This window comes from Micromonospora avicenniae, from assembly GCF_900156065.1.
Classification (GTDB): domain Bacteria; phylum Actinomycetota; class Actinomycetes; order Mycobacteriales; family Micromonosporaceae; genus Micromonospora; species Micromonospora avicenniae.
Genome location: NZ_FTNF01000027.1, coordinates 37,432 through 60,850 on the forward strand (window position 1 = coordinate 37,432; position 23,419 = coordinate 60,850).

Consider the following 23,419-nt stretch of genomic DNA (forward strand, 5'->3'; position numbering starts at 1 on the left):
CCAGGTCGGTGGCTCGGTGGCACAGAAGCCTGGGTAGCGTGCCTGTTATGAGTGAGGACACCTTCCGCTCGGTGGAGATCGAGCGCACCAGCTTGGGGAAGTACGTCGTACGGAACGCCCGCGGCGGGTCGTTGTCGATGGGCTCGGGCGAGGAGGGCAGCTTCACGCCGGTGGAACTGCTCCTGGCGGCGATCGGCGGCTGCACCTCGATCGACGTGGATCACATCACCAGCCGCCGCGCCGAGCCGACCCGGTTCGCCGTCAAGGTCACCGGCGACAAGATTCGGGACGAGAGCGGAAACCGGATGGAGAATCTCACCGTCGAGTTCACCGTGGCGTTCCCGGAGGGCGCGGACGGCGACAAGGCGCGCGAGGCGCTGCCCCGATCGCTGCAGCAGTCGCACGACCGGCTCTGCACCGTCTCCCGTACCGTCGAACTCGGCACTCCCGTCTCGATCGTCGAGGCGGCCGGCACCAGCAGCGACTGAGGTCTCCGGCCTCACCCGGTGTACACGCCCCGGTCCGCGGCGTCGCGGACCGGGCGATGACAGGAGCCCTGAGGGAAGCCGCGTGCCCTGGTGGTCGACGTTACCGAACAGCTCGGACGGGGCAGCGCGCCGGACCGGTGAGGCCGCAGAGCGCAACGCCCGCAACTGGTCCGGTACGTCGACGGCGGGCCGGGCGTACTGGGCGCTGCTCGGCCCCGGTGTCCAGCTGCGCCGCACCGACTTCAACGTGGACGAGTACCTGCGCTCCCGGCACGGCGACGCCGACGCGATCGCCGTCTTCGCCCCGCGCGAGGGACGCTGAGCGGGCTGGCTCCAGCGGGTCTGTGAACAGCGCGCTGGACGACCCGCACCGAGGGGCGTAGGGACATGGTTTGTGCCGCCTTTAGAGCTGAATCGTCTACGACATCGGGTCCGGCGGGCTCGGGGGTCGGGAAGCCCCTGCCGCCTCCGCGTGGGCAACCCGCTCGATCCGTATCTGCGGAACGCTTCCTGGTCGGCTACTACGCCGGTCACGGCGAGGTCGAGCTGCCGTAGCGCGCATTACGAGGTCGAGGCTGTCGTGGCGCCCACGATGAGCGTGGCGTCTTGGACCCTGCTGGCCGGGAGGTCGCCACCACCCCTCGTCGGTCGCCGGCCAGTACGGACACCCTGGCCCGGCGTCACGGGCACCGCTCGTCGGCCGCACGCAGCACCGCCACGGCGTTGCGGCACCGCCCGCGACGTTGCAGCAGCGTCAACGGCAAGGCAGCACCGTCACGGCGTTGCCGCACCGCCCGCGACGTTGCAGGACCGCCGACGACGAAGCAGTACCGGGCACGGCAGGGCGTAGGCCTCCCACGGGACGCGCTGACTCGCCTGCGACATCAGCTCCAAAGGCTTCACACACAGCACCTGGTGTCGGCCGCCACCGACCAATCGTCGTGGTGGATCGAGGCAGCAACCTTCGGCGCTCCTCACGCCCTGGTGACCGACACCCCGGGTGACCGTGGGCGTTTCGTCTGCCGTGCCTGTGCCGACGCCTCTTCATATCGGGGTTTATGTTTGCGTTGCCGTCGTGGTGACACCTGAAGGCTCACGGCAAATCACCACAAGAGACTCATGAGCCAACCGTCGTACGCCGAGCCTGAGGTGGCGGACCCGGTGTCGCCAGCCCGAACAGCTCCCGGCAGGGGTCGAGACCCTCGATCGTGACGGCGGGCCGGTCGCTCGCCGCCCAGTCCGGCCGGCCCAGCCGCAACCGCTGCGAGACCCGCACCTCGTCGTGCAGCACGTCCCGGCTGATCCCGTCCGGCTGTTGACATCCTCTCCGCCCTGAAGGACGGAGATTCCCTCCACGCTGCGCGTGGAACACGCAGCGTCCGGGTGGGTTACCGCTTCGCCGCGCGGTGCCACCATCGCTGGTGGTCTGACCCGCGCTCCACGGTCGTTGAGGTCCGCCTGTCCAGCGGCCCTGACGTTCCTGGCGGCATTGACGTCGCGGTCGTGGTGACTGCCGCACGGGCAGTCCCACGCTCGGACATTGAGCACCATCTTCTCGTTGACCCGTCCGCAGTCGGAGCACATGCGGGTGGACGGGAAGAACCGGTCCACCCGTCCGAACGTGCGGCCGTACCTCGCGGCCTTGTACTCCAACATCCCTGTGAACGACGCCCATCCGGCGTCGTGCACGGACTTGGCCAGCCGGGTCCGGCCGAGACCGGCAACGCACAGATCCTCAACATAGATCGCTTGGTTCTCGCGAACGATGGCCGTGGACAGTTTGTGCTGCCAGTCGCGCCGGGTGTCGGCCACCCGCGCGTGGGCGCGGGCGACCTTGACGACGGCCTTCTTGCGGTTGGCCGAGCCCTTCTGCTTGCGGGAGAGAGCCTGTTGCAGCCGCTTGAGCTTGCCCGCCGCACGGCGCAGGAACTTCGGCGCGGCGACCTTCGTGCCGTCCGAGAGCACCGCGAAATGCGTCAGCCCCAGGTCGATGCCCACCTCGGACTCGACCGGCGGCAACGTCTCGTCCTCGGCGGTTTGCACGACGAACGAGGCGTAGTACCGCCCGGCCGCGTCCCGGATGATCGCCACGCTGGACGGGTCCGAGGGCAACGACCGCGACCAGCGCACATCCAGGTCGCCGATCTTCGGCAGACGCAGCCGGCCGTTGTCCAGCACGCGGAACCGGCTGTTTTTCGTGAAGCGGATGGCCTGCCGGTTGTCCTTGCGCGACCGGAACCGGGGCGGAGCCACCGCGCGGCCCTTGCGCTTACCCGAGACCGAGGCGAAGAAGTTGCGGTACGCGGTGTTCAGGTCCGCGAGTGCCTGCTGCAACACCACGCTGGAGACCTCGCCCAGCCACGCCCGCTCGGGCGTCGCCTTCGCCTCGGTGATCAGCCGACGGGACAGCTCCCCGTCCGAGATGTACTTCTCGCCCGCCTCGTGGGCCTGCTGACGCAGGCGCAGCCCGTCGTTGAACACCACCCGCGCGCACCCGAACGCCCGAGCCAGCTCGATCCGCTGGCCGGGCGTCGGATACACGCGGAACTGGTAACGGAGCTGCACGGAAAGCACCGTACCATGTTGGTTTATGGCAGAAATTGAAGGTATCCGGACTGGTAGGCACTGTGTTTTCGCGATGCACGTCCACTTGGTCTTCGTAACGAAGTTCCGGCACAAGGTGTTCGCCGACCGGCACCTGACCCGGATGGAGGCGATCATGCGGGACGTGTGCGCCGACTTCGAGGCCGAGCTGGTCGAGTTCAACGGCGAGAACAACCACGTACACCTGCTCGTCAACTACCCGCCCAAAGTCGCCGTCGCCCGGCTGGTCAACAGCCTCAAAGGCGTCTCCTCGCGCCACCTACGGCAGGAATTCCCCGACCTCACGCGCCACTACTACCAGACCAACAAACTCTGGTCGGGCTCGTACTTCGCAGGCTCCGTCGGCGGCGCACCGCTGAGCGTCGTGAAGCAGTACATCGAGCAGCAGAACCGTCCCGGTTAAGGCACTGCTCGGGCCTGGCGGCCCTCCCAGCACGGGCCTTCACCCCCGGCCTGAAGGCCGGAGCACTGGCCCGCATCCCGGTAGCCCAGCCTCTTCGAGATCGCCAGCGGGGCGGGGTTGTCGGCGAAGGACTCGGTGACGGCGTACTCGGCGTCGAGCCCCGCGAACGCCAGATGCAGCATCGCCGCCCGCATCTCCCGCCCGATGCCCCGCCCGTGATGTTCCAGGCCGAGCCAGGACGCGCTCTTCACCTCACGGAGCACGGCGAAGTCACGGCCGGACATCTGCTGCACACCCACCGGCCGGTCATGCTCGAAGACCACCAGTTGCAGGCTCCAACTCTGTGGCGTCCACTCTCCGCGGGCCCGCCACTGCCACTGCACCACCCTGCGCGCCAACTCCCGTGGCGGCAGGTCCGTCCACGGGGTCAGGAAGGGCCGCTCATCGGGCCGGTGGACGCCGCGCGCGGCCAGTTCGGCCAGCTCGGCGAGCTCGTCGTCGGTCGGGAGCCGCAACTCCAGGCGGTCGGTCCGCACGCGTAGCCCAAGCAGGGGCCAATGGTCGATCAGCACAACGCATTCTCGCGCCCGCCGTCCCGGCGTCGCACCCCGGTTACCGGCCGCCGTCCCGACACCGCACCTCGGTTACCGGCCGGCGTGCCATGCTGGCGCCCATGTCGAGCCATCCCTTCGCGGAGACGCCGGAACCGCCGTACGTCGCGGTCATCTTCACGTCGGTCCGCACCCCCGGGGACAACGGGTACGCCGTGATGTCCGCGTCGATGGACGCGCTGGCCCGCGAGCAGCCCGGGTTCCTCGGCATCGAGTCGGCCCGCGAGGGCGTCGGGATCACCGTGTCGTACTGGGCGGACCAGGCGGCGGCGCGGGGCTGGAAGCAGGTCGCCGCGCACCTGGTCGCCCAGCGCCGAGGCCGCGACGTCTGGTACGCGGACTACCGGGTCCGGGTAGCCACTGTGGAGCGGGAGTACGGCCACGACTCCTCCTCGCTCGACGGCGAACACTGACGGGGACGGTCGAGCAGGCGGCGTCGGTGCTCAGTCGGGCCAGCCGGCCTTGTTGTTCACCGACTCGCGGGAGATCCCGGAGCCGGTCTCCGGCCAACTGCCGAACCGCTCCTCGTGCAGGTGCGCGAAGAAATAGCACATCGATTCGCATTCGGCGTCCAGCAGGGCCACGGTCGGATCGGCCTTGACCGCCTCGTGGAACTGCTCGCCGAGCGCCACGATGAACCCCCGGGCGTAGAGGAACCCGTCGTCCGAACCGTCGGTCACCTCGTGGATGTCGGCCCGATCGATGTCGTACAACTTCCGCTCGACCACCCGGTCGAGGTCGGTCAGCTCCGGGCTCGACAGGTCGGCGGAGAGATCGTGAAGGTTGGCGAGGAACCGGTCGAGCCAGGCGTCGATGGCGTACAGCTCGTGGTCCTCGGCGTCTGGGGCGCGGTCGAGCAACGCCCGGCGCAGCGCGGCCGGCTCTGGGCCGAGCAACGCCCACGCCGACTCGATCAGGGCCCAGAGTTGCGCCTCGTCGGCGGCGGTCGGCATCGCGCCGACAGGGTCAACGGTCGTGGTCACGGCGGAAATGTAGCCATCGGTACCGACAGGAATCCCTGCAATGCGTGCCGCGTGGGTCGACGAGGCGCCCGCCGCGTAGACCGGATGGTCCATGCCGCCAGTTCCGCTACGGCATCTACTGAATGCGGAAGGGAAACCGGATGGCCTCTGTTCGAAGCCGCCCGGTAACCTGCCTCGGCCTGGAAGGGGACTGCGGTGAGCGAGACGATGGCCCTGTGGCGGCCGACCGGCCCCACGGAACTGGACCTCGTGCGCGCCTCCGGCTGGAAGGCGTGGCCGCCACGGCTGCCGGACCAGCCGATCTTCTACCCGGTTCTCAACGAGCAGTACGCGATCATGATCGCCCGGGACTGGAACGTGCCCGCCTCGGGCGTCGGCTTCGTCACCCGGTTCGAGATCGACAGGGGGTTCGCCGCCAGGTACCCGGTACGGCAGGCCGGTGGCCGCGACATCCTTGAACTGTGGGTGCCGGCCGAGGAACTCGAAGAGTTCAACCGGCACATCGTCGGGCTGATCGAGGTCGTCCACGAGTTCCGGGCCGGCAGTGGCGCGCAGGCGTGAGCCACGCGCTCATCGATTGAGGAACCGCACGATGGCGTCACGAACCAATCGATCCGGGTCGCGCGGACGGAGGTCAGGGTCGGAGAACGGCGGGCTGGCAACCAGCTCAGTCAGAACGGTCGCCAGCTGCTTGCGTTCCGCCGCCAGCCTCGACCACGCAGAGTCGGGTAGCCGCAGCACGGTGGCGAGCAGGTCGCCCGGGTGGTAATCGCCCTCCGCCAACGGATTGCGGAGCAGGACCTGTACGGCGCGGGGCAGCAAGGCCGACACCCCGATCCCTTGCCCGAGCATGATGCGCAGCTCTTCGACAGTGAACGAAGGTATCGGCTTACGTCGTAGATCGCTGCAACGCCTGACGAGAGAGGTGGCGTCCGGACCGGGGTTCGGCCAGACGTCCCGCTCAAGCTGCTCGATCGTCGTCACGGCGATCAGGGTAGCCAGCACCGGGATTCGGGCCCGCCGGTCACGGGATGTCGCGGCGTCCGAGCCGGCTCGCGACGTACGCGACGAGCCGGCCTACCGTTCGGGCCCGATGGTTCGCGTACCGCTCGGCGCTCGGCCGGGGCCTGTCCGGCGGAATCATGCCGGACAGGCCCCAGGTCCCGATGGGGGCCTAGCTGTAGCGCTTCAGCGTGAAGGTGAAGTCCCCGGAGAACTTGCCGCCCAACCGGACTGCCGAGACGAGCTTCCCCGCCGTGATCAGTCTTTCGACCTCGGCCCGCGAAAGACCGCAACCTTCGGCGATCAGTCGCACCGGCCGGACCGGGATCCGCGCCGCGAATCGGACCGAGACGTCGACCACCTCACGGTCCAGGTGATCCGATCCGGCGGTGTCGAGGCGCCAGGCGTTGTCCCAGTCGAGGGCGACGCGGTTACGGTGCTGCACGACCGGATCCTGGAGCAGTTCGGCTGTCAGGCCAAGGTCGTTGTCATGCAGCTGGTCCAGCAGCTCAGGTCGTACGGAGCGCACGTTCGTCCGCTCCAGGATCGTGAGCTTTGCGGTTTCCCCGCAGCCGGCGCAGAGGACGAGGAGCCAGGCGTCGAGGAGTTTGTGGTTGGCGTTGACGCGAAATTTGCCGCTCGCTCGGAAGTGCTCGGACGTGCACGCGTGGCAGCGGCGACGAACGAGCGGCAGGCAGGTGGGTACGACCATCCAGTTGTTGAGCACAGAAGCACACCGGTTTCAGTGAGAAGTCCGCAGCAAGAAGGAGCGCGGCGCAGATGCGCGACGCGCGACAAATCAGCGCTCGGGAGGTCTCACAGGGTGTACAACGGCATGTCCTCGGCTAGACGACTCGATCCGGCAGCACGCTAGCGACGCACGGCGGCGCTGCGCCATCGACTTTTCGAGCGCCGGTGTCGATCTCGACTGTCAGCGTCGGGTGCGGTCGAGGTCTTCGCCGCTGTGGCGTGGGGTCGTCGCCCAGGACGGGCGCCAGGCGGGCGTGGGAGGCGGAGACAGGTGTCCTAAGTGGTCGATGATCGCCCGGAGCCCCGGGTGCGGATTCTCTCGGCGCAGGATGAGCGAGAGCGGGTACGAGAGCGCCGGGTTCACGATCGGGATGCGGCGCAGGTCGTGGTTCGCCGGCCAGACGTACCGGTCGCGCGAGCCGACGAGGGTTGCCACGTCCGCGGAGTCCGCCAGGATGTCGAGGAGCACCTCGTTGCCGAAGTTCGGGCCTGCGGCGTCGATGCGGAGGTCGAAGTCGGTGGCGAGCTGGTCGTAGAACTCCGCCCATTCGCTTCGCGGCGCGATCCCCGGCACCCAGATCCGGTGCCGCCGCAGCTGGGACGGTGTCAGTGTTCGTGCGGAGGCGAGCGGGTGCCGCGGGCCGACCAGGAGCTCCAGCGGGGAGTCGAACGCGTGGACCATTCGCACGTCGTGCGGCAGGGTGGCCGGGTCGGTGACCGAGCGGAACGAGGCGTCGATGTCGCCCGCCTGGACGGCGGCGACCGCCACGCGTGGGTCGTTGACCCTGAGGGTCACCACGTCGAGGTCGATCTCCGGATGTGACCGCCAGTAGTCGTGCAGGACGACTGCCTGTGCGGATCGCAGGCCGAGCACGTCGATGCGTAGGGCTCGCGAGCCCGGCTTGATCGCGGTGATGGCGCGATCGACGCCGGCGATGATGTTCCGGGCGTGCGGCAGGAAGGCTTGCCCGTCGAGGGTCAGTTCGACCCCTCGGGCGGTGCGGGTGAACAGGCGGACGTCGAGTTCGCGTTCGAGGCTCGCGATCCGCTTCGAGACGGCCTGTTGCGTCACGCCGAGTTCGTCGGCCGCGCGTTGCAGCTGTCCGAGTTCGGCGGCGCGGACGAACGATCGCATCGCCTCGGTATCCACTGATCCAGCATACGTAGGGACAACCGATGGTTGTGGCTCGCCCGGGAGCCGGTTGTTTGCTCCCGGGGCGGCGCGGCCGGTGTGATGCAGCGACCCGAACATCGGTTGTCGCGAGGGGGTCGCATGCGCGTGCGGTTGGGACGCGATTTCGGTCGGCTGTGGTCGGCCTACGCCGTCAGTACCTACGGCACGTGGCTCGCCTTCGGCGCGTTTCCGCTGATCGCGGTCGACGTGCTGGACGCGCCGGCATTCGCCGTGTCGCTCCTGGAGGCGGCCGGGCTCGCCGTCGCCGCGGTCGTCGCGTACCCGCTCGGGCCGTGGGTCGAGCACCGGGCGAAACGTCCGGTGATGATCGCGATGGACCTGGTCCGGTTCGTCGCGATGGCGAGTGTCCCGATCGCGTACGTCCTCGGCCTGCTCTCGTACGGTCAACTGCTGGTTGTGTCGGTCGTCTCCGGGGCCGCGAGCATCGCCTTCAGCGCCGCCTCCGGCGCGTACCTGAAGTATCTCGTCCGCGGGGATCACCTCCTGGTCGCGAGCGGGAGATTCGAGGGCACGAGCTGGGTGGCGACCGCGGCGGGCCCGCCCCTCGGTGGTGCGCTCGTCGGGTTGCTCGGTCCGGTCGCCACCGTCATGGCCGACGCCTTCAGCTACCTGCTGTCCGCGCTCGGTGTCCTCCGCATCCGCGGCGGCGACGTCGCGGCACCGCGCGACCTCGCCCCCGGGCTGTCCGGAGGCGACCTGCTCGGCGGCTGGCGCTTCATCGTCCGCGACCACGCCCTGAGGCGCCTGTTCCTCAACTCGATCCTGGTCGGCGGCCTGATCATGGCCACGGCCCCGCTCCTGGCCGTCCTCCTGCTGGGCCAGTACCACTTTCCGGCCTGGCAGTACGGTCTCGCCTTCGGCATCCCGGCACTCGGTGGGTTCGTGGGCGCCCGCCTCTCCGCGCGTCTCGTGACCCGCTACGGCCGCTACCGAACCATGATCGTCTTCGGCTGGCTGCGGTCGCTCTTCCCACTCGGTCTCGCGTTCGTCCAGCCCGGCATCTCCGGGCTACTCACCGTGATCATCGTCGAGGGTCTGCTGGTCACCTGCATGGGCGTGTTCAACCCGATCTACGCGACGGAACGCCTGCAACGGACTCCTGCGAATTTCACCGCCCAGGTCTTGAGCACCTGGAGCGCCGCCGGCAAACTCCTGCAGGCTGCCCTGATGGTGGTCTGGGGCATCCTCGCCTCACTCACCAGCCCGCTGGCCGCGATCACCATGTCCGGCGTTCTCCTGCTCGCCACCCCGCTGCTGCTGCCCAACCGGAGACAGTTGTCCGCCGCCGATCCCGTCGGCTCGGCCGAAGCCGTCCGGGTCGCGTGACGCGCCGGCCCACCGCACAGCGGGTCCACGGCGGAGGGTCACTCGTACATCAGGTGCGTCATCATTCCGGCGTCGGCGTGCGGCAGGTTGTGGCAGTGGTTGGCCCACACCCCGGGGTTGTCGGCGCGGAACGCCACCTCCCAGACCTCACCGGGGCGTACGTCGAACGAGTCGAGCCACAACGGGCTTCCGATCGCCGGTCTGCCGTCGCGGGAGAGCACCAGGACGTGATGGCCGTGCAGATGCCACGGGTGCACCACCAGTGACCGGTTCACGATGGTGAACTTGACGACGTCGCCGAGGCGTACGACCTGGGGTGGGATGTCGGGATCGGCCGCGCCGTTGACGGTGTGGGCGTACCGGGGGAGCAGCCCGTGCAGGTCGAGGCCCCGATCGAGGACGAGGTCGAACCTCTTGTCGAACCGGGAGAAGGGCACCGGAGAGCTTGCGCCGTAGGTGAGCGGGTCCAGCGCGGGCCACTCGCCTGTCGCCGTCGACACCGGTCCGGTCGAGTAGACCGCCCGCCCGTCGACGAACAGCGCCACCGGGGCGGCTGGCGCGGTGAACACCAGGTCGTAGCGGCCCCCGGCCGGGATCAGCACGGCGGTGTCCACGAGGGGCGTCGGTCCGTGCAGGTCGTACCCGTCGATCGCGGCGACCCGGAACGAGGTGCCGGCCAGGGCGTACCGGTGCGTGGTGCTGTCGGTGTTGATCAGCCGCAGCCGGACCGGCGTGCCCGCCTCGATCGGCTCCGTCGTCGGCTCGGGCAGCGGGAGACCCGCCAGGGTGTGCACCGGCACCGTGACGTCGACACCGGTCGCCGGTGCCGGGCGTACCACCAGGACGCCGTAGAGCCCCATCCGCACGCCGACGTCGGACACCGAATGCGTGTGGTACCAGTACGTGCCGACCTGGTCGGCGGTGAACCGGTAGACGAACTCCTGGCCGGGCAGCACCGCCTCCTGGGTGATGCCGGGCACCCCGTCCTGGCTGTTCGGCACGTCGTAGCCGTGCCAGTGCAGGGTCACACCCCGCTCGATGTCCCGGTTGCGCAAGGTCACCTCCAGAACGTCGCCGACGGTGGCGGTCAGCTCCGGCCCGGGAACCTGCCCGTTGAAGGCCCACGCCGCGACGGCACGGCCGCTCACGTTCACCGTGGTGGTCCCCGCCGTCAGGGTGACCCGGCGGGTCGGTTCGCCCACGGTCCGGGTGTCCGGATAGTCGTGATCGTGGGGTACGCCGGAAGCCGGGTTCGGGGCGACGGCCAGCCCGGTCCCGGTCACCAGCGCCGCGACCCCCACCGCGAGGACCGTCCGGGACACCGTGCCCGACGGACGCGGCCCGAGAACGCGCCACGTCACCGCGGTCGCCGCGGCGACTCCGGCGACGGCGAGCAGTCCCGCGCCCGCCGACGCCGGGTAGCCGTGCAGGACCGTCACGAGCAGGGCGCTGCTCACGGCGTACCCGGCGAAGAGGAGCGGAACCGCGACGGACCGGATGTCGCGCGGGGCCCGCAGCAGCCGCGGTCCGGCGACGACCACCGCCGCGAGCGACAGCGGGGCGGCGATGAGGATCTTCTCCGCGGCGAACCACCAGCCGGCGCGGGCCAGCGCGACGATGGTGATCGCCCGGGCGAGGGTGGCGACCAGCGCGAAGGTGGCGAGTCCCAGCGCGAGCGGGCGGCGCCGGGCGGCCGCGGTGGCGCCGCCGCCCAGCCACCCGGCGGCGGCGAGGACCGCGATGACCAGGTCGGCCGCGATCAGCGAGCCGCTGGTCATGCCGGCTCCCCTTCCCGGACGGGCACGCTGGCGGGGACGGCCGGGGCCGGGTTGGCCAGCTCGCGCGATCCCCGGTGGAGGCCCACCACCACGTGTACCGCGACGATTCCGTTGACCGCGTGCAGCCCGGCGATGGTCAGGCCGACCGGGGTGCTGGCGCCCGCCGCGTCGGTGAAGGCGTTCGCGAACATGGCGAGCAGCGCCTGTAGGACGACGAGGCCGAGCGGCAGGACCGCCAGTCCGATGAGCCGGCCTGGCGCCTTCGCGAGCACCGCGAGCAGGATGGTGAGCAGGGTGAGGACGGGAATGACCGCCATCCCGTTGAGGCTGTGCAGGCTGTACGCGCCGTCATCCGCGGGTTTCGTGAACGCGCCCACGGCGGCGAAGACGAACTGCAGGGCGAACGCGACGAGCAGCAGCAGGCTGACGACGACCAGGGTCTTGCGCATTTGTCGACCTCCTAGAGCTGAGCCGGGGACAGGGTCTGGGCGACGTGGTCGGTGGCCGTGATCGCGCCGTAGGCGACCAGCCGCACGAGGTCGGCGTCGTCCGGATGGGACAGCCGCCAGAGGGCGACGTCGCCGTCGCGGATCGCGCCGGGTGCGAACGCCGCCAGCAGTGCTAGCCGTGTCCCCACGCGGTCCGTGCCGGGCAGGTCCCGGATCAGGTCGGCGACCCACTCCGCGGGGCGGGCCGGATGCCGTCCGTCCTCCCAGCGCACGGTCGCCGTGACGGTCTGACGGCCCACGTCGCCCAGCAGGTCTCCGCCTCGTCGGGCGACGTCCCGCAGCGACGCGTACGCCAGGCCGACCGGGGTGTTCCCGGCCCAGGCCGGTGGCGGCGTCGAGGTGGCACCGAGCAGCGGGAGGCTACGGCCGGGCTCCTTCGGCTCCCGCGCCGTCCTGGCGTAGAGCCGGCCCCCGACCGATCGGACCATCGGGGAACGTTGCAGGCCGCCGGGGAGCAGATCCGGGTCGAGCAGCGCCGAGACGATGCGGTTGATGAAGTGGAAGGCGAGCGCCGTGCCGGTGACCTCCGGACGGTACGGGCTGGCCCAGTCGGCGGCCTCCGGGGTGCGGCTGGCCTCGGCCCAGGCGGCGAGCGCGGCGTGCCTCGGGTCGGGTGGTGGTCCGCCCCGGGCGACGACCTCGGCCAGTTCGTGCTCGCCGAGTGCGTGCAGCAGCATCACGTGGGCGTCGACGCAGAACCGGCAGCGGTTGGCCCGCGACACCACCGCCGCGACGAGCTCGCGGTCGACCCGCGACGTGTCCCCGGCGAGCAGGGTCTCACGCATCAGCGCCCACGTCGCGGCCAGCAGCTCCGGCACGGCGGACAGGGCCTGGAAGGTGGGCGCCGGCCCGATGAACTCCTCGCGCAACTGCCCGTAGACCTCCGCGGTCAGGTCGGTCGCCGTCTTCGCCGGCACGGGAGTGAAGAAGCGGTATGTCATGGGATCGATGCTCGCGTCGGCGGTCCGGGAAGACGTCGTGCCACCGCAGGCACTTGGATGCCCGCAGGTACCACGTCCGCGGTACCTGTCATCTACTGCGGACGCAGGATGTTTCCTGATGACGGCCGATCTACAGTGCGTTCATGCGTCGCGACCTGCCGTACATCCTCAGCGGCCTCGCCCTCGGAGTCCTCCTGCTCGGCAACTCCGTGCTCGCGCCGGACGCCGCACCGGTGCACGCGGTCGACGTCGTCCTGATCCTGGCCATGGCGGCGGCCCTGGCGGTGTGCCGGCGGTACCCGGTGGTGGCGTTGCTCGTGGTGACCGCCGCCATGCTGGCCCTCCACGTCCGGGTGCACCCCGGGGTCTCCGCCGCGTTTCCCGTCCTCGGCGCGGTCTACGTCGCCGCCTGGCAGGGACACCGACTGACCTCCGTCCTGGCCAGCGTCGTCTTCCTCGTCGGCTTCCTGGCCCACGACATCAGGGTCGCGCCCGCCGACCGGCCCGCCCAGCTGATCGCCGAGCGGACCTCCCTGCTGCTGGGCTGGTTCGTGGCGGCCAACGTCGCCGGGCTCGTCGCGCGCCAGCGCCGGGCGTACCTGGAACAGGTCGAGCAGCGGGCGATCGAGGCCGAACGGACCCGTGAGGAGATGGCGTTGCGCCGTGCGGGGGAGGAGCGGCTGCGCATCGCCCGGGACCTGCACGACTCGCTGACCCACAACATCTCCGTGATCAAGGTGCAGGCCGGGATCGCCGTGCATCTGGCCCGCAAGCACGGCGAGGAACCGCCGGCCGCGCTGCTGGCGATCCAGGAGGCCAGTGGCGCCGCCATGCGGGAACTACGCGGGACGTTGGACGTCCTGCGCGCACCCTCCGACGGCGACGGCGTCGGGTTGGGCCGGCTGGGCGAGCTCGCCGAGCGGACCCGGGCCGCCGGGGTACCGGTGCAGCTGACCGTTACCGGCCGGCCCCGGAACCTGCCCGCCGAGGTCGACCAGGCCGGCTATCGCATCGTCCAGGAGGCCCTCACCAACGTGGCCCGCCACGCCGGCGCCGCCACCGCCCAGATCCACATCGAGTACGCCCCGGCGCAGCTGACCGTCGCGGTCACCGACGACGGCCAGGCAACGCCGGCCCGGCCGGTGTCACCCGGGGTGGGCCTGCGAGGCATGCGGGAACGGGTCACCGGACTGGGCGGCACGCTGCACACCGCCGCCCGCGACGACGGCGGATTCGCGGTACGGGCCACCATTCCGCTGGACGCTCCGGCATGACCGGGCGTTCGCGTGCGGTCCGGTCGGCTCGGACCGCCACGGATCCTGTCGGCTCCGCTCCGGCAGGAGAGCCCGCATGATCCGGGTCCTGCTCGCCGACGACCAGGCGCTGATGCGGGCCGGGTTCCGAGCGTTGCTCGACGCCGAGGACGACCTGGAGGTGGTCGGTGAGGCCACCGACGGCGCTTCGGCAGTCGAACTGTCGCGACGCCTGCGGCCGGACGTCGTGCTGATGGACGTGCAGATGCCGGGGCTCGACGGCATCGAAGCCACCCGGCGTATCGCCGCCGATCCTCAGCTCGCCGTGGTCCGGGTGCTCATCCTCACCAACTACGGGCTCGACTCCTACGTCTTCGCCGCGCTCCGCGCGGGCGCCAGCGGGTTCCTGCTCAAGGACGCCGATCCCGCCGACCTGCTCCAGGCGGTCGCCGTGGTGGCCCGCGGCGACGCGCTGCTCGCCCCGGCGGTGACCCGTACCCTCGTCAGCGAGTTCGTCGCCGGCCCGCCACCGGCCGACCCGACGGCCGGACGCGACGTGCTGACCGCCCGCGAACAGGAGATCGTCGAGCTGGTCGCCCGGGGGCTCAGCAACGACGAGATCGCCGAGCGCATGGTGATCAGCCCGTTGACCGCGAAGACACACGTCAACCGGGCCATGACGAAACTGCACTGCCGCGACCGTGCTCAGCTGGTCGTCTGGGCGTACGAGTCGGGCCTGATCACGCCGCGTCGCCGGTGACACCGGATCGTCCTGGTCGGACGACGGCGGCGAGCCGCCCGCTGCCGGCGTGCTCCGCGACCGGGGCGACCCCTGGTCACAGCGGTGTGACGGTGCCGGGCGGCGGGATCGACTGATCCGCCTGCGGAGGGGGTCGGTCGGCGAAACGATCGAGGACTACCATTCCCCTTCGGCCATTGATCAACTTGAGGAAGCCCTTTGTTGCCTTCACGTCTACGGGGACGCGGACCGATCGCGCTGTGCGCGGCTCTCGTGCTGCTCGCCCCGTCACCCGCCCTGGCCTCGGCCGGACCCGCCGATGCCGCACCGTCCACCCCCGCGGCGCCGCCGCCGTCCGCGGCCACCTCCACCGTCACCCTGATCACCGGTGAGAAGGTCACCGCGACCAGGACCACCGACGGAGGCCTCAGCCCGCAGGTGCGGGACGAGGAGGGGCGGTTGACCGACTTCACCTCCTCCCGGGAAGGGGAGGACACCTACGTCTACCCGCACGGGGCATTGCCATACGTGGCCGCCGGGCTGCTCGACAAGCAGCTGTTCAACATCACGGAGTTGCTGGCGGACGGTTACGACGACGCCCACCGCGACCAGCTCCCGCTGATCGTCACCTACACCGGTGCCGCGGCCCGTTCGCGTGCCGCCGCCGCGCCCGAGGGCGTCAACCGGGTCCGTACGTTGGGCAGCATCCAGGGCGCGGCGTTGAACGTGGACCGCTCGGGTGAATTCTGGTCCTCGATCACCGGCGGTGCGAACATGGCCGCCCGGTCCGCGGGCGGCCGGCTCGCGTTCGGCGGCGGCATCGCCAAGGTCTGGCTGGACGGCAAGGTCGAAGCCGCGCTCGCCGACAGCACCGCACAGATCGGCGCACCCGAGGTCTGGAAGTCCGGGAACACCGGCGAAGGCGTCGACGTCGCCGTCCTGGACACCGGCATCGACGCCACCCACCCCGACCTCGCCGGGCAGGTGGCCGCCACCGAGTCCTTCGTGCCCGGTGAGACGGTGAAGGACGTGTTCGGCCACGGCACGCACGTCGCCTCCACCATCGCCGGCACCGGTGCGGCCTCCGACGGCAAGGAGAAGGGCGTCGCCCCTGGCGTGCGGCTGCACGTCGGGAAGGTTCTGGGCGACGACAACTCCGGCCAGGAGTCGTGGATCATCAGCGGCATGGAGTGGGCCGTCCGCGACCAGAAGGCCAAGGTCGTCAACATGAGCCTCGGCGCCGACCCCACCGACGGCACCGACCCGATGAGCGTGGCCCTCAACCAGCTCAGCGCGGAGACCGGCGCGCTGTTCGTCGTCGCCGCCGGCAACAGCGGGCCCCGCGCCTCCACGGTCGGCACCCCCGGCGCCGCCGACGCCGCGCTGACCGTGGGCGCGGTCGACGGCACCGACACTCTCGCCTACTTCTCCAGCCAGGGGCCACGTGCCGGCGACAAGGCCCTGAAGCCCGACCTCACCGCCCCCGGCGTGGGCATCCTGGCCGCCCGCTCCCAGTACTCCGAGGGGGAGGGCCTCTACCGGCTCTCGGACGGAACGTCCATGGCCACCCCGCACGTCACGGGCGCCGCCGCGCTGCTGGCCGCCGAACACCCGGACTTCACCGGACAGCAGCTCAAGGAAGCTTTGATGAGCACCACCAAGCCGCTCGCGGACGTCACCCCGTTCCAGGGTGGCAGCGGCCGGCTGGACGTCGCCGCGGCAACGGCCGCCACCGTCCTCGCCACCGCCAGCGCCGACTTCGGGTACCCGGACTGGCCCACCGCCCCCGAAGGCCCGGTCGAGCGGGAGGTCCGGTACACCAACCTCGCCGGCAGCGACGTCACCCTCGACCTCGCCACGACCGTCGCCGGTGCCACCGACCTGTTCGCCCTGTCGGCCCGGCAGATCACCGTCCCGGCACACGGTGTCGCCTCGGTGACCGTGACCACGCAGTTCGACCGGGTGCCGGCCGACCAGCCGTTCTCCGGCTTCCTCACCGCGACCGACAGCACCGGCGCGGTCCGCGCCCGCACCTCGCTGGCCATCGGCCGGGAGGGCGTACGCCATCGCCTCACCCTCCAGGCCAAGGACCGCAGCGGCAAGCCGACCGGCGGTGACCTCGTCCTGCTCGGGCAGGACAACACCGTCCTGGAGCGGCAGATCGACCAGACCGGCAGCCTGGAGCTGCGGCTTCGGCCGGGTACCTACGCGGCGTGGCTCAAGACCGACCTCGAGGGCGTCAACGGGTCCCACTCGCGCGGGTTCGGCCTGCTGCCGGTGCCCGAGATCACGCTCGACCAGGACCGCACCGTCGTCTTCGACGCCACCAAGGCACGCCGAGCCACGGTGGACACCCCGCAGTCCTCGACCGTGGACGGTGCCCGCTTCGAGGTGTTCCGCAACTTCGGCGGCGACCCGTGGATCTCCGCGTGGTACCCGGGGCTCGAGTACGACAGCTTCTGGGTGCTGCCCACCGACCGGAAGGTCACGAAGGGCCAGTTCTTCCTCAGCAGCCGGTGGCGGATGGCTCAGCCGGCGCTGACGGTGACGGCCGGCGGCCACGCCTACGACGACCTGCGGGTGCAGCGTGCCGCGACGCCGCTGCCCCGGGGCGGGCACCACCTCGAAACCGTGTTCGCCGGTGACGGCGGCAGCGACGGATACGCCGAGCTGAACGCGCGGGGTAAGGCCGTCGTGGTGCGCCGCAACGACTCCGTACCCATGGCGGAGCAGGCCGCCGCCGCGGCGTCCGCCGGTGCCCGTCTGCTGCTCGTGGTGAACGACGGCACCGGACGCCTCGCTGCGGGGCCGGGCTCGGTGTGGATACCGCAGGACCCGCCGCCGGTCACCGTGGCCACCCTCACCCGGGACGAGGGCGAACAGTTGATCGCCCGGATCGGTCACGACCGGCGGGTCCGGCTCGACGTCACCTCCCGCCCGGAGACCGAGTACGTCTACGACCTGGCCCACGACTACGCCGACGTCGTCCCGGCCGACCTCGTCTACCGGGTCGGCGCGCGTGACCTGGCCCGGGTCGACATGTCCCTGCGGAACTGGCGTCCCGGGCGGGCGCTGGAGACGCGGGCCAGCATCGCCCCGTCGGGATCGTCCACCGGCATCGACTTCCACGAGATCCCCGCGCGTGGCGAGCGCACCGACTGGGTCACCGCCGGCACGCAGTGGACCACGAACGTCACGATCCCCGACGAGCAGAACCAGCAGGCGGCCCCGACCGCCTACCGGGCCGGCTCGGTGCAGGAAGAGCGCTGGTTCGGTCCCGTGCAGCGGCCCCGCCTGCTCACGACCTACACCGTCTTCCGGGAGGACGGCGACGGAATCACCGCGGTCATCCCCGGCTGGGGCGACTCGGGTACCGCACACGAGGGTTACACCTCCGGCAACTTCGCCGTCGACAACGTCCTGCGGCTCTACCAGGGCGACAAGCTCGTCGGCGAGACCGACCGCTACCGGCCGATGTTGAGCAGCGCCAAGCTCAGCCGGGAGCCGCTGCCGTACCGGCTCGTGGCCGAGAACCGGCGGGACGCCTGGGCCGGGCCGTACTCCACCGCCACCCGGACGGAGTGGGGCTTCACCTCCGGCGCGGTCAGCTCGGTGTGGAACCCGTCCCTGATCCAGCTCGACTACGCCGTCGACACCGACATGGACGGGAAGGCGAAACGCAACGCCGACCTCACCGTCACCGCACTGCACCTGCCGACGGCGACCGAGGCGTCCGCCATCGGCACGGTGACGGTCGACCTGTCGTACGACGACGGGGCCACCTGGCACCACGCCAAGCTGCAGCGGAGCGGCGACGGCTGGCGCACCCGGCTCGACGCGCCGCACGACGCGCGGTTCGTCACGCTGCGGGCCACCGCCCGGGACGCGCGAGGTAACAGCGTCGACCAGAGCATCACCAGGGCCTTCGGCCTGCGGTGACCGCGCGGAGGACGGGGACCGGTGGGTCCCCGTCCTCCCCGCGTCGGGTCATTCCGGCGCGTTCGGATCGCTCGGCTCACCGCTGTGGATCTTGTTCAGATAGGTGCACGGCGGCGGCGCACTCCCCGCTGCCGTCGGCCGGCTGTCTCTGTTGCGGGCCGAGCTGGCTGATCTGGTACCCGTCGGGGTAGGTCTTGGTTCTGATTCCGTCGGCGAACAACGCCGTCCTCGGCGGCTTGCCGAACCAGCGCTGTAGCCGGGAACGTGATCTCAACGCGACGTGCAGGCCGACGCCGACGGGCCAGGCGGGCGCAGCGACGTGCGTGGCGCCGCGCAGGCGCTTGTCGTACACGGCGCTGACCAGGGCGTTTCCCAGCGGTGCGAGCGGCCGAGGGATACGGGTGAGCATCAACATGCGGGTGGCCCGCTCGATGGCCGCCGCGTCGTGGTTGGGCGTCAGATGGGCCGCGTCATGAGCGTCGAACCAGGTCTCGAACGCCTCGTACGAGTCGGGGATGTCGGTGATGCCCATCCGGCGGCCGAGCTCGAGGTAGAAGCGGTAGGCGGCCTGTCGTTCGTGGCAGCACGGGCGGCGCCAGCCGTAGCTCTCCAGCCACCGGGTCGGGATCACCACCAGACAGCCCAGGACGTACCGGTAGTCGTCGTTGCTGATGTCGTACGGGCGGTGGATCTGGTTGACGCGGCGCAGCGCTTCCCGGCCTCGCTGCTGCTCGAACCCGTTGAGCACCATCTCGTACATCAAGATGCCGGTGTCGTCGATCCGCTTCTGCGTGTGCTCGGTCAGCTCGCCGGTGACGGTGTGCACGGCGGCGATCGACGGTAGGGAGAAGGACCGGTTGAACGCCAGGTTGAGCCCCAGCTTCATGTCCCAAGGGAACTCGCTTCGCAACATCGTCTGGTAGATGACCAGGTAGTCGTGCTCCGGGTCGAGCGCGCGGATGCGAGCGAGGTTGGCGTAACGAGCTCTCATCGCCGGGCAGCTCCGATCGGGGGCGGCTAGGCACAGACGTGCCCGGAAGCATGATGACAGCCGGGCGGGTAGCATCGCGCCCGTGAGCCCCTGGCGATCGGCCGTCGCCGCGGTGTCGGCGTCCGTCCGCCGGGCGGGGAAGTGACACCGTGAGCTGCCGAGTGCCGGCCGGGCACCCGGACGTCGGCAGCGGTGAACCCACTCCGCGTCCGCAGCGGTCGACTCGACCCACGACGGTCTCCCACCGGCAACGATGGGTGGTGGAGACCATGGCCATCGCCCCCGACGACCAGGTGCTGGAGATCGGCTGCGGCCGGGGAACCGCGGTCTTTCTGGTCGCGGAACTGCTCACGAGCGGACAAATCGTCGCCATCGACCGCTCGGCGACGATGGCCCGGCTCGCGGCGCAGCGCAACGAGATCCACATCAGCTCCGGCCGCGCCGAGATCCGACGCGCGGAGTTGGAGTCGGTCGACTTCCCGCCCGGCCACTTCACCAAGATCTTCGCGGTCAACGTCAGCCTCTTCTGGCTGGGCGCCGCGACGCCGCAGATGGATCGCCTGCGGCGCCTGCTCGCCCCGCAGGGCCGGCTCTACGTGTTCGGCGAGCGGCCGACCGCCGTGAACGTCTCCGCCACCGAGCGCCTGCTCGCCACGCACGGCTTCGCCACGAGCACCACGATCGCACCCCACGGGCAGGGGCGGGTGCTCAGCTGCGTCACAGGCACGCTGACGCGGTGAGGCCGCCGGCCCGCCCCGGAGCGCCGCTGGCCCGCCCCGGAGCGCCGCTGGCCCGCCCCGGAGTGCCGTCGGCCCGCCCGGAGCGCCGTCGTGCCGCCGGCCCGCCCGGAGCGCCGTCGGACGGTGGCGGAACCGGGACGGCCGACCGGTCGGTCACTCGGCCGGTCGGCCACCTCGGAACAGCGCTCGTCAGGCCCCGGTGCGGGGCGCGGGCACGTGCGGAGCGGCCCGGCGCAGGTGCTCCAACACGACCGGGTCGATGCGCCCCGGAACCAGGCGTTCCTCCAGGTTCTCCATCCCGGCCCACGAGGCCAGCGCCTCCTCCGGATCGTCGACCGGGTGACCGAGCGCGGCGAGTAGCGCACCCACCTCGGCGGCCACCGCGCCGCTGAGGTCGAGCAGGCTCGCCGGGTCGGGCCGGGTGAACAGCATGGTGTGCACGGCGAGCAGCCGGTCGAGCTCGGTCACCGGATCGGGGTGGTCGTCGACGCGCAGATCCACCACGATGTCACTGTTGCCGCCGTACCCGCCGCCGGCGCGTACCACGAGCAGTCCGGCGCTCTGCCGGCCACGCCGGTCACCGCCGGCACCGTCACCCGCGCGCAACGCGGCGACCAGCCGCTCCGCGAACCCCAGCGCCGAACCGCCCAGCCAGGCGTCCCGCATCGCGTCGATGACCTGCGGACCGGCGAGGATGTTCCCCTGCGCGGCCCAGCCGTCCCCGGCCTGACCGCCGGCCCAGTCGTGGCACTTCGCGCCGGTGAACGTGGCGCCCGGGCCGGTCGCGGCCACCACCCCTAGCTGGCGATGGTCCCGCTCGGCGTCCGCGGCGATCAGGCCGGCCACCACGTCGGCGGCGGCCACCCCGGTGCGCAGCATGGTCAGCCCCTGCGGGCGGTAGGCGAGGTTGGCGCTGGCCTGGGTGGCCAGCGCGCCGACGTCGGCCTCGGCGGCCGGGACGAGGGCACCGGCGGCGAGGAACTTGCTGGCCACGGCGACGCCGTGCAGCTGGCCGTCATCGGAACGGGCGACGATCGAGAAGGTCACCCGCAGAGACTAACTCGCCGCGCCGGACCTGCCATCGGCGTACGCGGATGGACGGATGGATCTCGGATCTTGCTCCGGCGCCCGGTTACCGGGCAGTATCGACCGATGACGAAGCGATGGGGCATGACGGTACCGTTGACCGGAGTTCCGCTCGCCGACCACGCCGCGGTCTACGCGGCCCTCGCCCGGGCCGGTTTCACCGACGTCTGGTCCTCCGAGGTGGCGGGGGCCGACGCGTTCACCCCGCTGACCCTCGCCGCCGTCTGGCAGCCTCGCCTTCGGCTGGGCACCGCCGTGGTGCCCGCCTTCACCCGAGGCCCCGGGCTGCTCGCGATGAGCGCCGCCGCGCTCGCCGAGCTCGCGCCCGGACGGTTCGCCCTCGGCATCGGATCCTCCTCACCTGTCGTTGTTCAGGACTGGAACGCGGTGTCGTTCACCGAGCCGTACCGGCGCACCCGGGACGTGCTCCGCTTCCTGCGCGCCGCGCTGGCCGGGGAGACGGTGGACGGCGCCTTCGACACCTTCACCGTGCGCCGGTTCACCCTGGAGCGTCCGCCCGCCCTACCGCCGCAGCTGGTGCTGGCCGCGCTGCGTCCCGGCATGCTCCGGCTGGCCGGCGCGGAGGCCGACGGGGTGATCCTCAACTGGCTCGCCGCCGACGACGTGCCGCGCGCCCTGGCCGAACTGGGCTCGCCCCGGCCGGGATTCGAGGTCACCGCCCGGATCTTCGTCTGCCCCACCGAGGACGCCGAACACGCCCGGAAACTGGGCCGCCGGCTGATCACCAGCTACCTCACCGTTCCCGCGTACGCCGCGTTCCACCGCTGGCTCGGCCGCGAGGACGTACTCGGGCCGATGTGGAAGGCCTGGGCGGACGGCGACCGGCGTGGCGCGCTGGCCGCAGTGCCCGACGAGCTGGTCGACGCGCTCGTGCTGCACGGTTCGCCCGAGCAGGTCCGCCAGCAGGTGCAGCGGTACGTCGACGCCGGGGTCGACGTGCCCGTACTCGCGGTGCTGCCGACGCCCGAACTGGCCGCCGGCGGACCGGCGGCGCTGGCCGAGCTCATCGCCCGGCTCGGCCTGGCGGCACTCGCGCCTCCGGCCTGCGCCCCAGCGGAGGCGGCCGGCCCGGCAGCGCCCGCTCCCTCGTCGTCCGGCGCTCCAGCCGACGCCGTCGGCCCGGCCGATGGTCCGGTCGTGATTCCCGATCCGACGTCCGCGTCGACCTCGATGTCCGGCTCGGGTTCCCGGTCCGGCGCGGGAGAGGAGAGCTAGGTGAACCTGACCGACCGGATCGTGGTGATCACCGGCGCGGCGGGCGGCATCGGCGCCGCGCTGGCCCGCCGGTTCAGCGCCGAGGGCGCCGCCGCCGTCGTCCTGGCCGACGTGAACTCCGAAGCCGTCCGCGCGGTCGCCGACAGCGTCGGCCCGATCGCGCACCCGGTGGCCGTCGACGTCACCGATGAGGAACAGGTATGCGCACTGGTCGCCGACACCGAGCGGCGGTACGGCCGGATCGACCTGTTCTGCGCGAACGCGGGCATCACCACCGGTGGCGGGATCGAGATCGACGATGCCGGGTGGGACCGGGCCTGGCGGGTGAACGTGCTCGCGCACGTCTACTCGGCCCGGGCGGTGCTGCCGGGAATGCTCGCCCAGGGCGGCGGTCACCTGCTGCACACCTGCTCGGCAGCGGGCGTGCTGACCGCGGTCGGCGACGCCCCGTACACCGCGACGAAGCACGCGGCGCTCGGTTTCGCCGAGTGGCTGTCGGTCACCTACCGGGACCGGGGGATCCGGGTGAGCGCGCTCTGCCCGCAGGGAGTGGACACCCCGATGCTCACCGACGGGCTGGCCGCCGGTCACCTGGGCGCGCGGGTCGTCGCCGCCTCCGGCGCGGTGCTCACCCCCGACCGGGTCGCGGACGCCGCCGTTGCCGGGCTGGCCGAAGAGCGTTTCCTGATCCTCCCGCACCCGGAGGTCGCCGCGTACGCTCGCCGCCGCGCCGAGGACCCGGACGGCTGGCAGGCCGGCCTACGCAAGCTCGTCCGCCGCCTCACGGCCTGACCCGTCCGCGACGCCCTCAGCGACCGGAGGGCCGTTCGCACCTTCATCGGACC

General features: G+C 71.3%; 22 protein-coding genes and 1 pseudogene. 12 read left to right on the plus strand and 11 right to left on the minus strand.

Annotated features, from left to right (window positions below):
• Window positions 1–47 precede the first annotated feature (47 nt).
• Both BXA10_RS26845 and BXA10_RS32305 read left to right on the plus strand, forming a co-directional pair.
• Window positions 48–488, plus strand: a complete 441-nt coding sequence (locus tag BXA10_RS26845) for an OsmC family protein (protein WP_076473637.1) — start codon at window positions 48–50, stop codon at window positions 486–488.
• Between the two features lie 82 nt (window positions 489–570).
• Complete coding sequence (locus tag BXA10_RS32305; protein ID WP_076473638.1) at window positions 571–810, plus strand: hypothetical protein; 240 nt, start codon at window positions 571–573, stop codon at window positions 808–810.
• 734 nt (window positions 811–1,544) lie between these two features.
• Here BXA10_RS32305 and BXA10_RS26855 read toward each other — a convergent pair.
• Window positions 1,545–3,062 carry an RNA-guided endonuclease InsQ/TnpB family protein gene (locus BXA10_RS26855; protein WP_245828542.1) on the minus strand — a complete coding sequence of 506 codons (1,518 nt, stop codon included), beginning with the start codon at window positions 3,060–3,062 and terminating at the stop codon, window positions 1,545–1,547.
• Between the two features lie 16 nt (window positions 3,063–3,078).
• On the opposite strand from BXA10_RS26855, the gene tnpA reads away from it, so the two are divergent.
• Complete coding sequence (gene tnpA, locus BXA10_RS26860) at window positions 3,079–3,495, plus strand: IS200/IS605 family transposase (RefSeq protein WP_076473639.1); 417 nt, start codon at window positions 3,079–3,081, stop codon at window positions 3,493–3,495.
• Here tnpA and BXA10_RS26865 read toward each other — a convergent pair.
• Window positions 3,492–4,067 (minus strand): GNAT family N-acetyltransferase, encoded by a 576-nt coding sequence (locus BXA10_RS26865; protein ID WP_084753364.1) that lies wholly within the window; start codon window positions 4,065–4,067, stop codon window positions 3,492–3,494. The genes tnpA and BXA10_RS26865 overlap by 4 nt on opposite strands.
• A 101-nt stretch (window positions 4,068–4,168) precedes the next feature.
• Here BXA10_RS26865 and BXA10_RS26870 point away from each other — a divergent pair, with 101 nt between their 5' ends.
• Window positions 4,169–4,519 carry an antibiotic biosynthesis monooxygenase family protein gene (locus BXA10_RS26870; protein ID WP_076473671.1) on the plus strand — a complete coding sequence of 117 codons (351 nt, stop codon included), beginning with the start codon at window positions 4,169–4,171 and terminating at the stop codon, window positions 4,517–4,519.
• Between the two features lie 30 nt (window positions 4,520–4,549).
• Here BXA10_RS26870 and BXA10_RS26875 read toward each other — a convergent pair whose 3' ends face one another.
• On the minus strand, window positions 4,550–5,089 hold the full coding sequence (locus BXA10_RS26875; protein WP_245828544.1) for a DUF4240 domain-containing protein: 540 nt from the start codon (window positions 5,087–5,089) through the stop codon (window positions 4,550–4,552).
• A gap of 195 nt (window positions 5,090–5,284) precedes the next feature.
• On the opposite strand from BXA10_RS26875, the gene BXA10_RS26880 reads away from it, so the two are divergent.
• Window positions 5,285–5,650: an ADP-ribosylation/crystallin J1 gene (locus tag BXA10_RS26880; RefSeq protein WP_076473641.1), complete on the plus strand. Its 366-nt coding sequence runs from the start codon at window positions 5,285–5,287 to the stop codon at window positions 5,648–5,650.
• 9 nt (window positions 5,651–5,659) lie between these two features.
• On the opposite strand, the gene BXA10_RS26885 is transcribed toward BXA10_RS26880, so the two are convergent.
• The 3 genes from BXA10_RS26885 to BXA10_RS26895 form a co-directional block, all read right to left on the minus strand.
• Window positions 5,660–6,073, minus strand: coding sequence for a contact-dependent growth inhibition system immunity protein (locus BXA10_RS26885; RefSeq protein ID WP_076473673.1), 414 nt, complete (start codon window positions 6,071–6,073; stop codon window positions 5,660–5,662).
• Window positions 6,074–6,263: 190 nt separating this feature from the next.
• A complete protein-coding gene (locus BXA10_RS26890) occupies window positions 6,264–6,818 on the minus strand; it encodes a DUF1062 domain-containing protein (protein WP_175649324.1) in 555 nt (184 codons plus the stop codon).
• Between the two features lie 204 nt (window positions 6,819–7,022).
• On the minus strand, window positions 7,023–7,991 hold the full coding sequence (locus tag BXA10_RS26895; protein WP_076473642.1) for a LysR family transcriptional regulator: 969 nt from the start codon (window positions 7,989–7,991) through the stop codon (window positions 7,023–7,025).
• 123 nt (window positions 7,992–8,114) lie between these two features.
• Between BXA10_RS26895 and BXA10_RS26900 the strand changes: the two genes are divergently transcribed.
• Window positions 8,115–9,362: an MFS transporter gene (locus tag BXA10_RS26900; RefSeq protein ID WP_076473643.1), complete on the plus strand. Its 1,248-nt coding sequence runs from the start codon at window positions 8,115–8,117 to the stop codon at window positions 9,360–9,362.
• A gap of 38 nt (window positions 9,363–9,400) precedes the next feature.
• Here the strand turns inward: BXA10_RS26900 and BXA10_RS26905 are convergent, their stop codons facing one another.
• From BXA10_RS26905 to BXA10_RS26915, 3 genes are read right to left on the minus strand one after another with little or no spacing between them, the layout of a single operon-like run.
• A complete protein-coding gene (locus BXA10_RS26905) occupies window positions 9,401–11,140 on the minus strand; it encodes a multicopper oxidase family protein (RefSeq protein WP_076473644.1) in 1,740 nt (579 codons plus the stop codon).
• Window positions 11,137–11,589, minus strand: a complete 453-nt coding sequence (locus tag BXA10_RS26910; protein ID WP_076473645.1) for a DUF6220 domain-containing protein — start codon at window positions 11,587–11,589, stop codon at window positions 11,137–11,139. The genes BXA10_RS26905 and BXA10_RS26910 overlap by 4 nt, the downstream gene beginning before the upstream one ends.
• A gap of 11 nt (window positions 11,590–11,600) precedes the next feature.
• Window positions 11,601–12,590, minus strand: a complete 990-nt coding sequence (locus BXA10_RS26915; RefSeq protein WP_076473646.1) for a carboxymuconolactone decarboxylase family protein — start codon at window positions 12,588–12,590, stop codon at window positions 11,601–11,603.
• Window positions 12,591–12,733: 143 nt separating this feature from the next.
• Between BXA10_RS26915 and BXA10_RS26920 the strand changes: the two genes are divergently transcribed.
• The 3 genes from BXA10_RS26920 to BXA10_RS26930 all read left to right on the plus strand — a co-directional run bounded on the left by BXA10_RS26920 (window position 12,734) and on the right by BXA10_RS26930 (window position 18,521).
• A complete protein-coding gene (locus tag BXA10_RS26920) occupies window positions 12,734–13,864 on the plus strand; it encodes a sensor histidine kinase (protein WP_076473647.1) in 1,131 nt (376 codons plus the stop codon).
• 76 nt (window positions 13,865–13,940) lie between these two features.
• Complete coding sequence (locus tag BXA10_RS26925) at window positions 13,941–14,603, plus strand: response regulator (protein WP_076473648.1); 663 nt, start codon at window positions 13,941–13,943, stop codon at window positions 14,601–14,603.
• A gap of 198 nt (window positions 14,604–14,801) precedes the next feature.
• Window positions 14,802–18,521, plus strand: a complete 3,720-nt coding sequence (locus BXA10_RS26930; RefSeq protein WP_139338169.1) for a S8 family peptidase — start codon at window positions 14,802–14,804, stop codon at window positions 18,519–18,521.
• A 76-nt stretch (window positions 18,522–18,597) separates the two neighbouring features.
• On the opposite strand, the gene BXA10_RS26935 is transcribed toward BXA10_RS26930, so the two are convergent.
• A complete protein-coding gene (locus BXA10_RS26935) occupies window positions 18,598–19,512 on the minus strand; it encodes an oxygenase MpaB family protein (RefSeq protein ID WP_084753366.1) in 915 nt (304 codons plus the stop codon).
• A gap of 149 nt (window positions 19,513–19,661) precedes the next feature.
• Here BXA10_RS26935 and BXA10_RS26940 point away from each other — a divergent pair, with 149 nt between their 5' ends.
• A complete protein-coding gene (locus BXA10_RS26940; protein ID WP_139338170.1) occupies window positions 19,662–20,252 on the plus strand; it encodes a class I SAM-dependent methyltransferase in 591 nt (196 codons plus the stop codon).
• A 189-nt stretch (window positions 20,253–20,441) separates the two neighbouring features.
• Here BXA10_RS26940 and BXA10_RS26945 read toward each other — a convergent pair whose 3' ends face one another.
• A complete protein-coding gene (locus BXA10_RS26945; RefSeq protein ID WP_076473650.1) occupies window positions 20,442–21,299 on the minus strand; it encodes a DUF1028 domain-containing protein in 858 nt (285 codons plus the stop codon).
• A gap of 123 nt (window positions 21,300–21,422) precedes the next feature.
• Here BXA10_RS26945 and BXA10_RS26950 point away from each other — a divergent pair.
• Both BXA10_RS26950 and BXA10_RS26955 read left to right on the plus strand, forming a co-directional pair.
• A pseudogene (locus BXA10_RS26950) lies at window positions 21,423–22,379 on the plus strand (LLM class F420-dependent oxidoreductase); the annotation flags it as partial.
• A 195-nt stretch (window positions 22,380–22,574) separates the two neighbouring features.
• A complete protein-coding gene (locus BXA10_RS26955; RefSeq protein ID WP_076473651.1) occupies window positions 22,575–23,366 on the plus strand; it encodes an SDR family oxidoreductase in 792 nt (263 codons plus the stop codon).
• The last annotated feature ends 53 nt before the right edge of the window (window positions 23,367–23,419 follow it).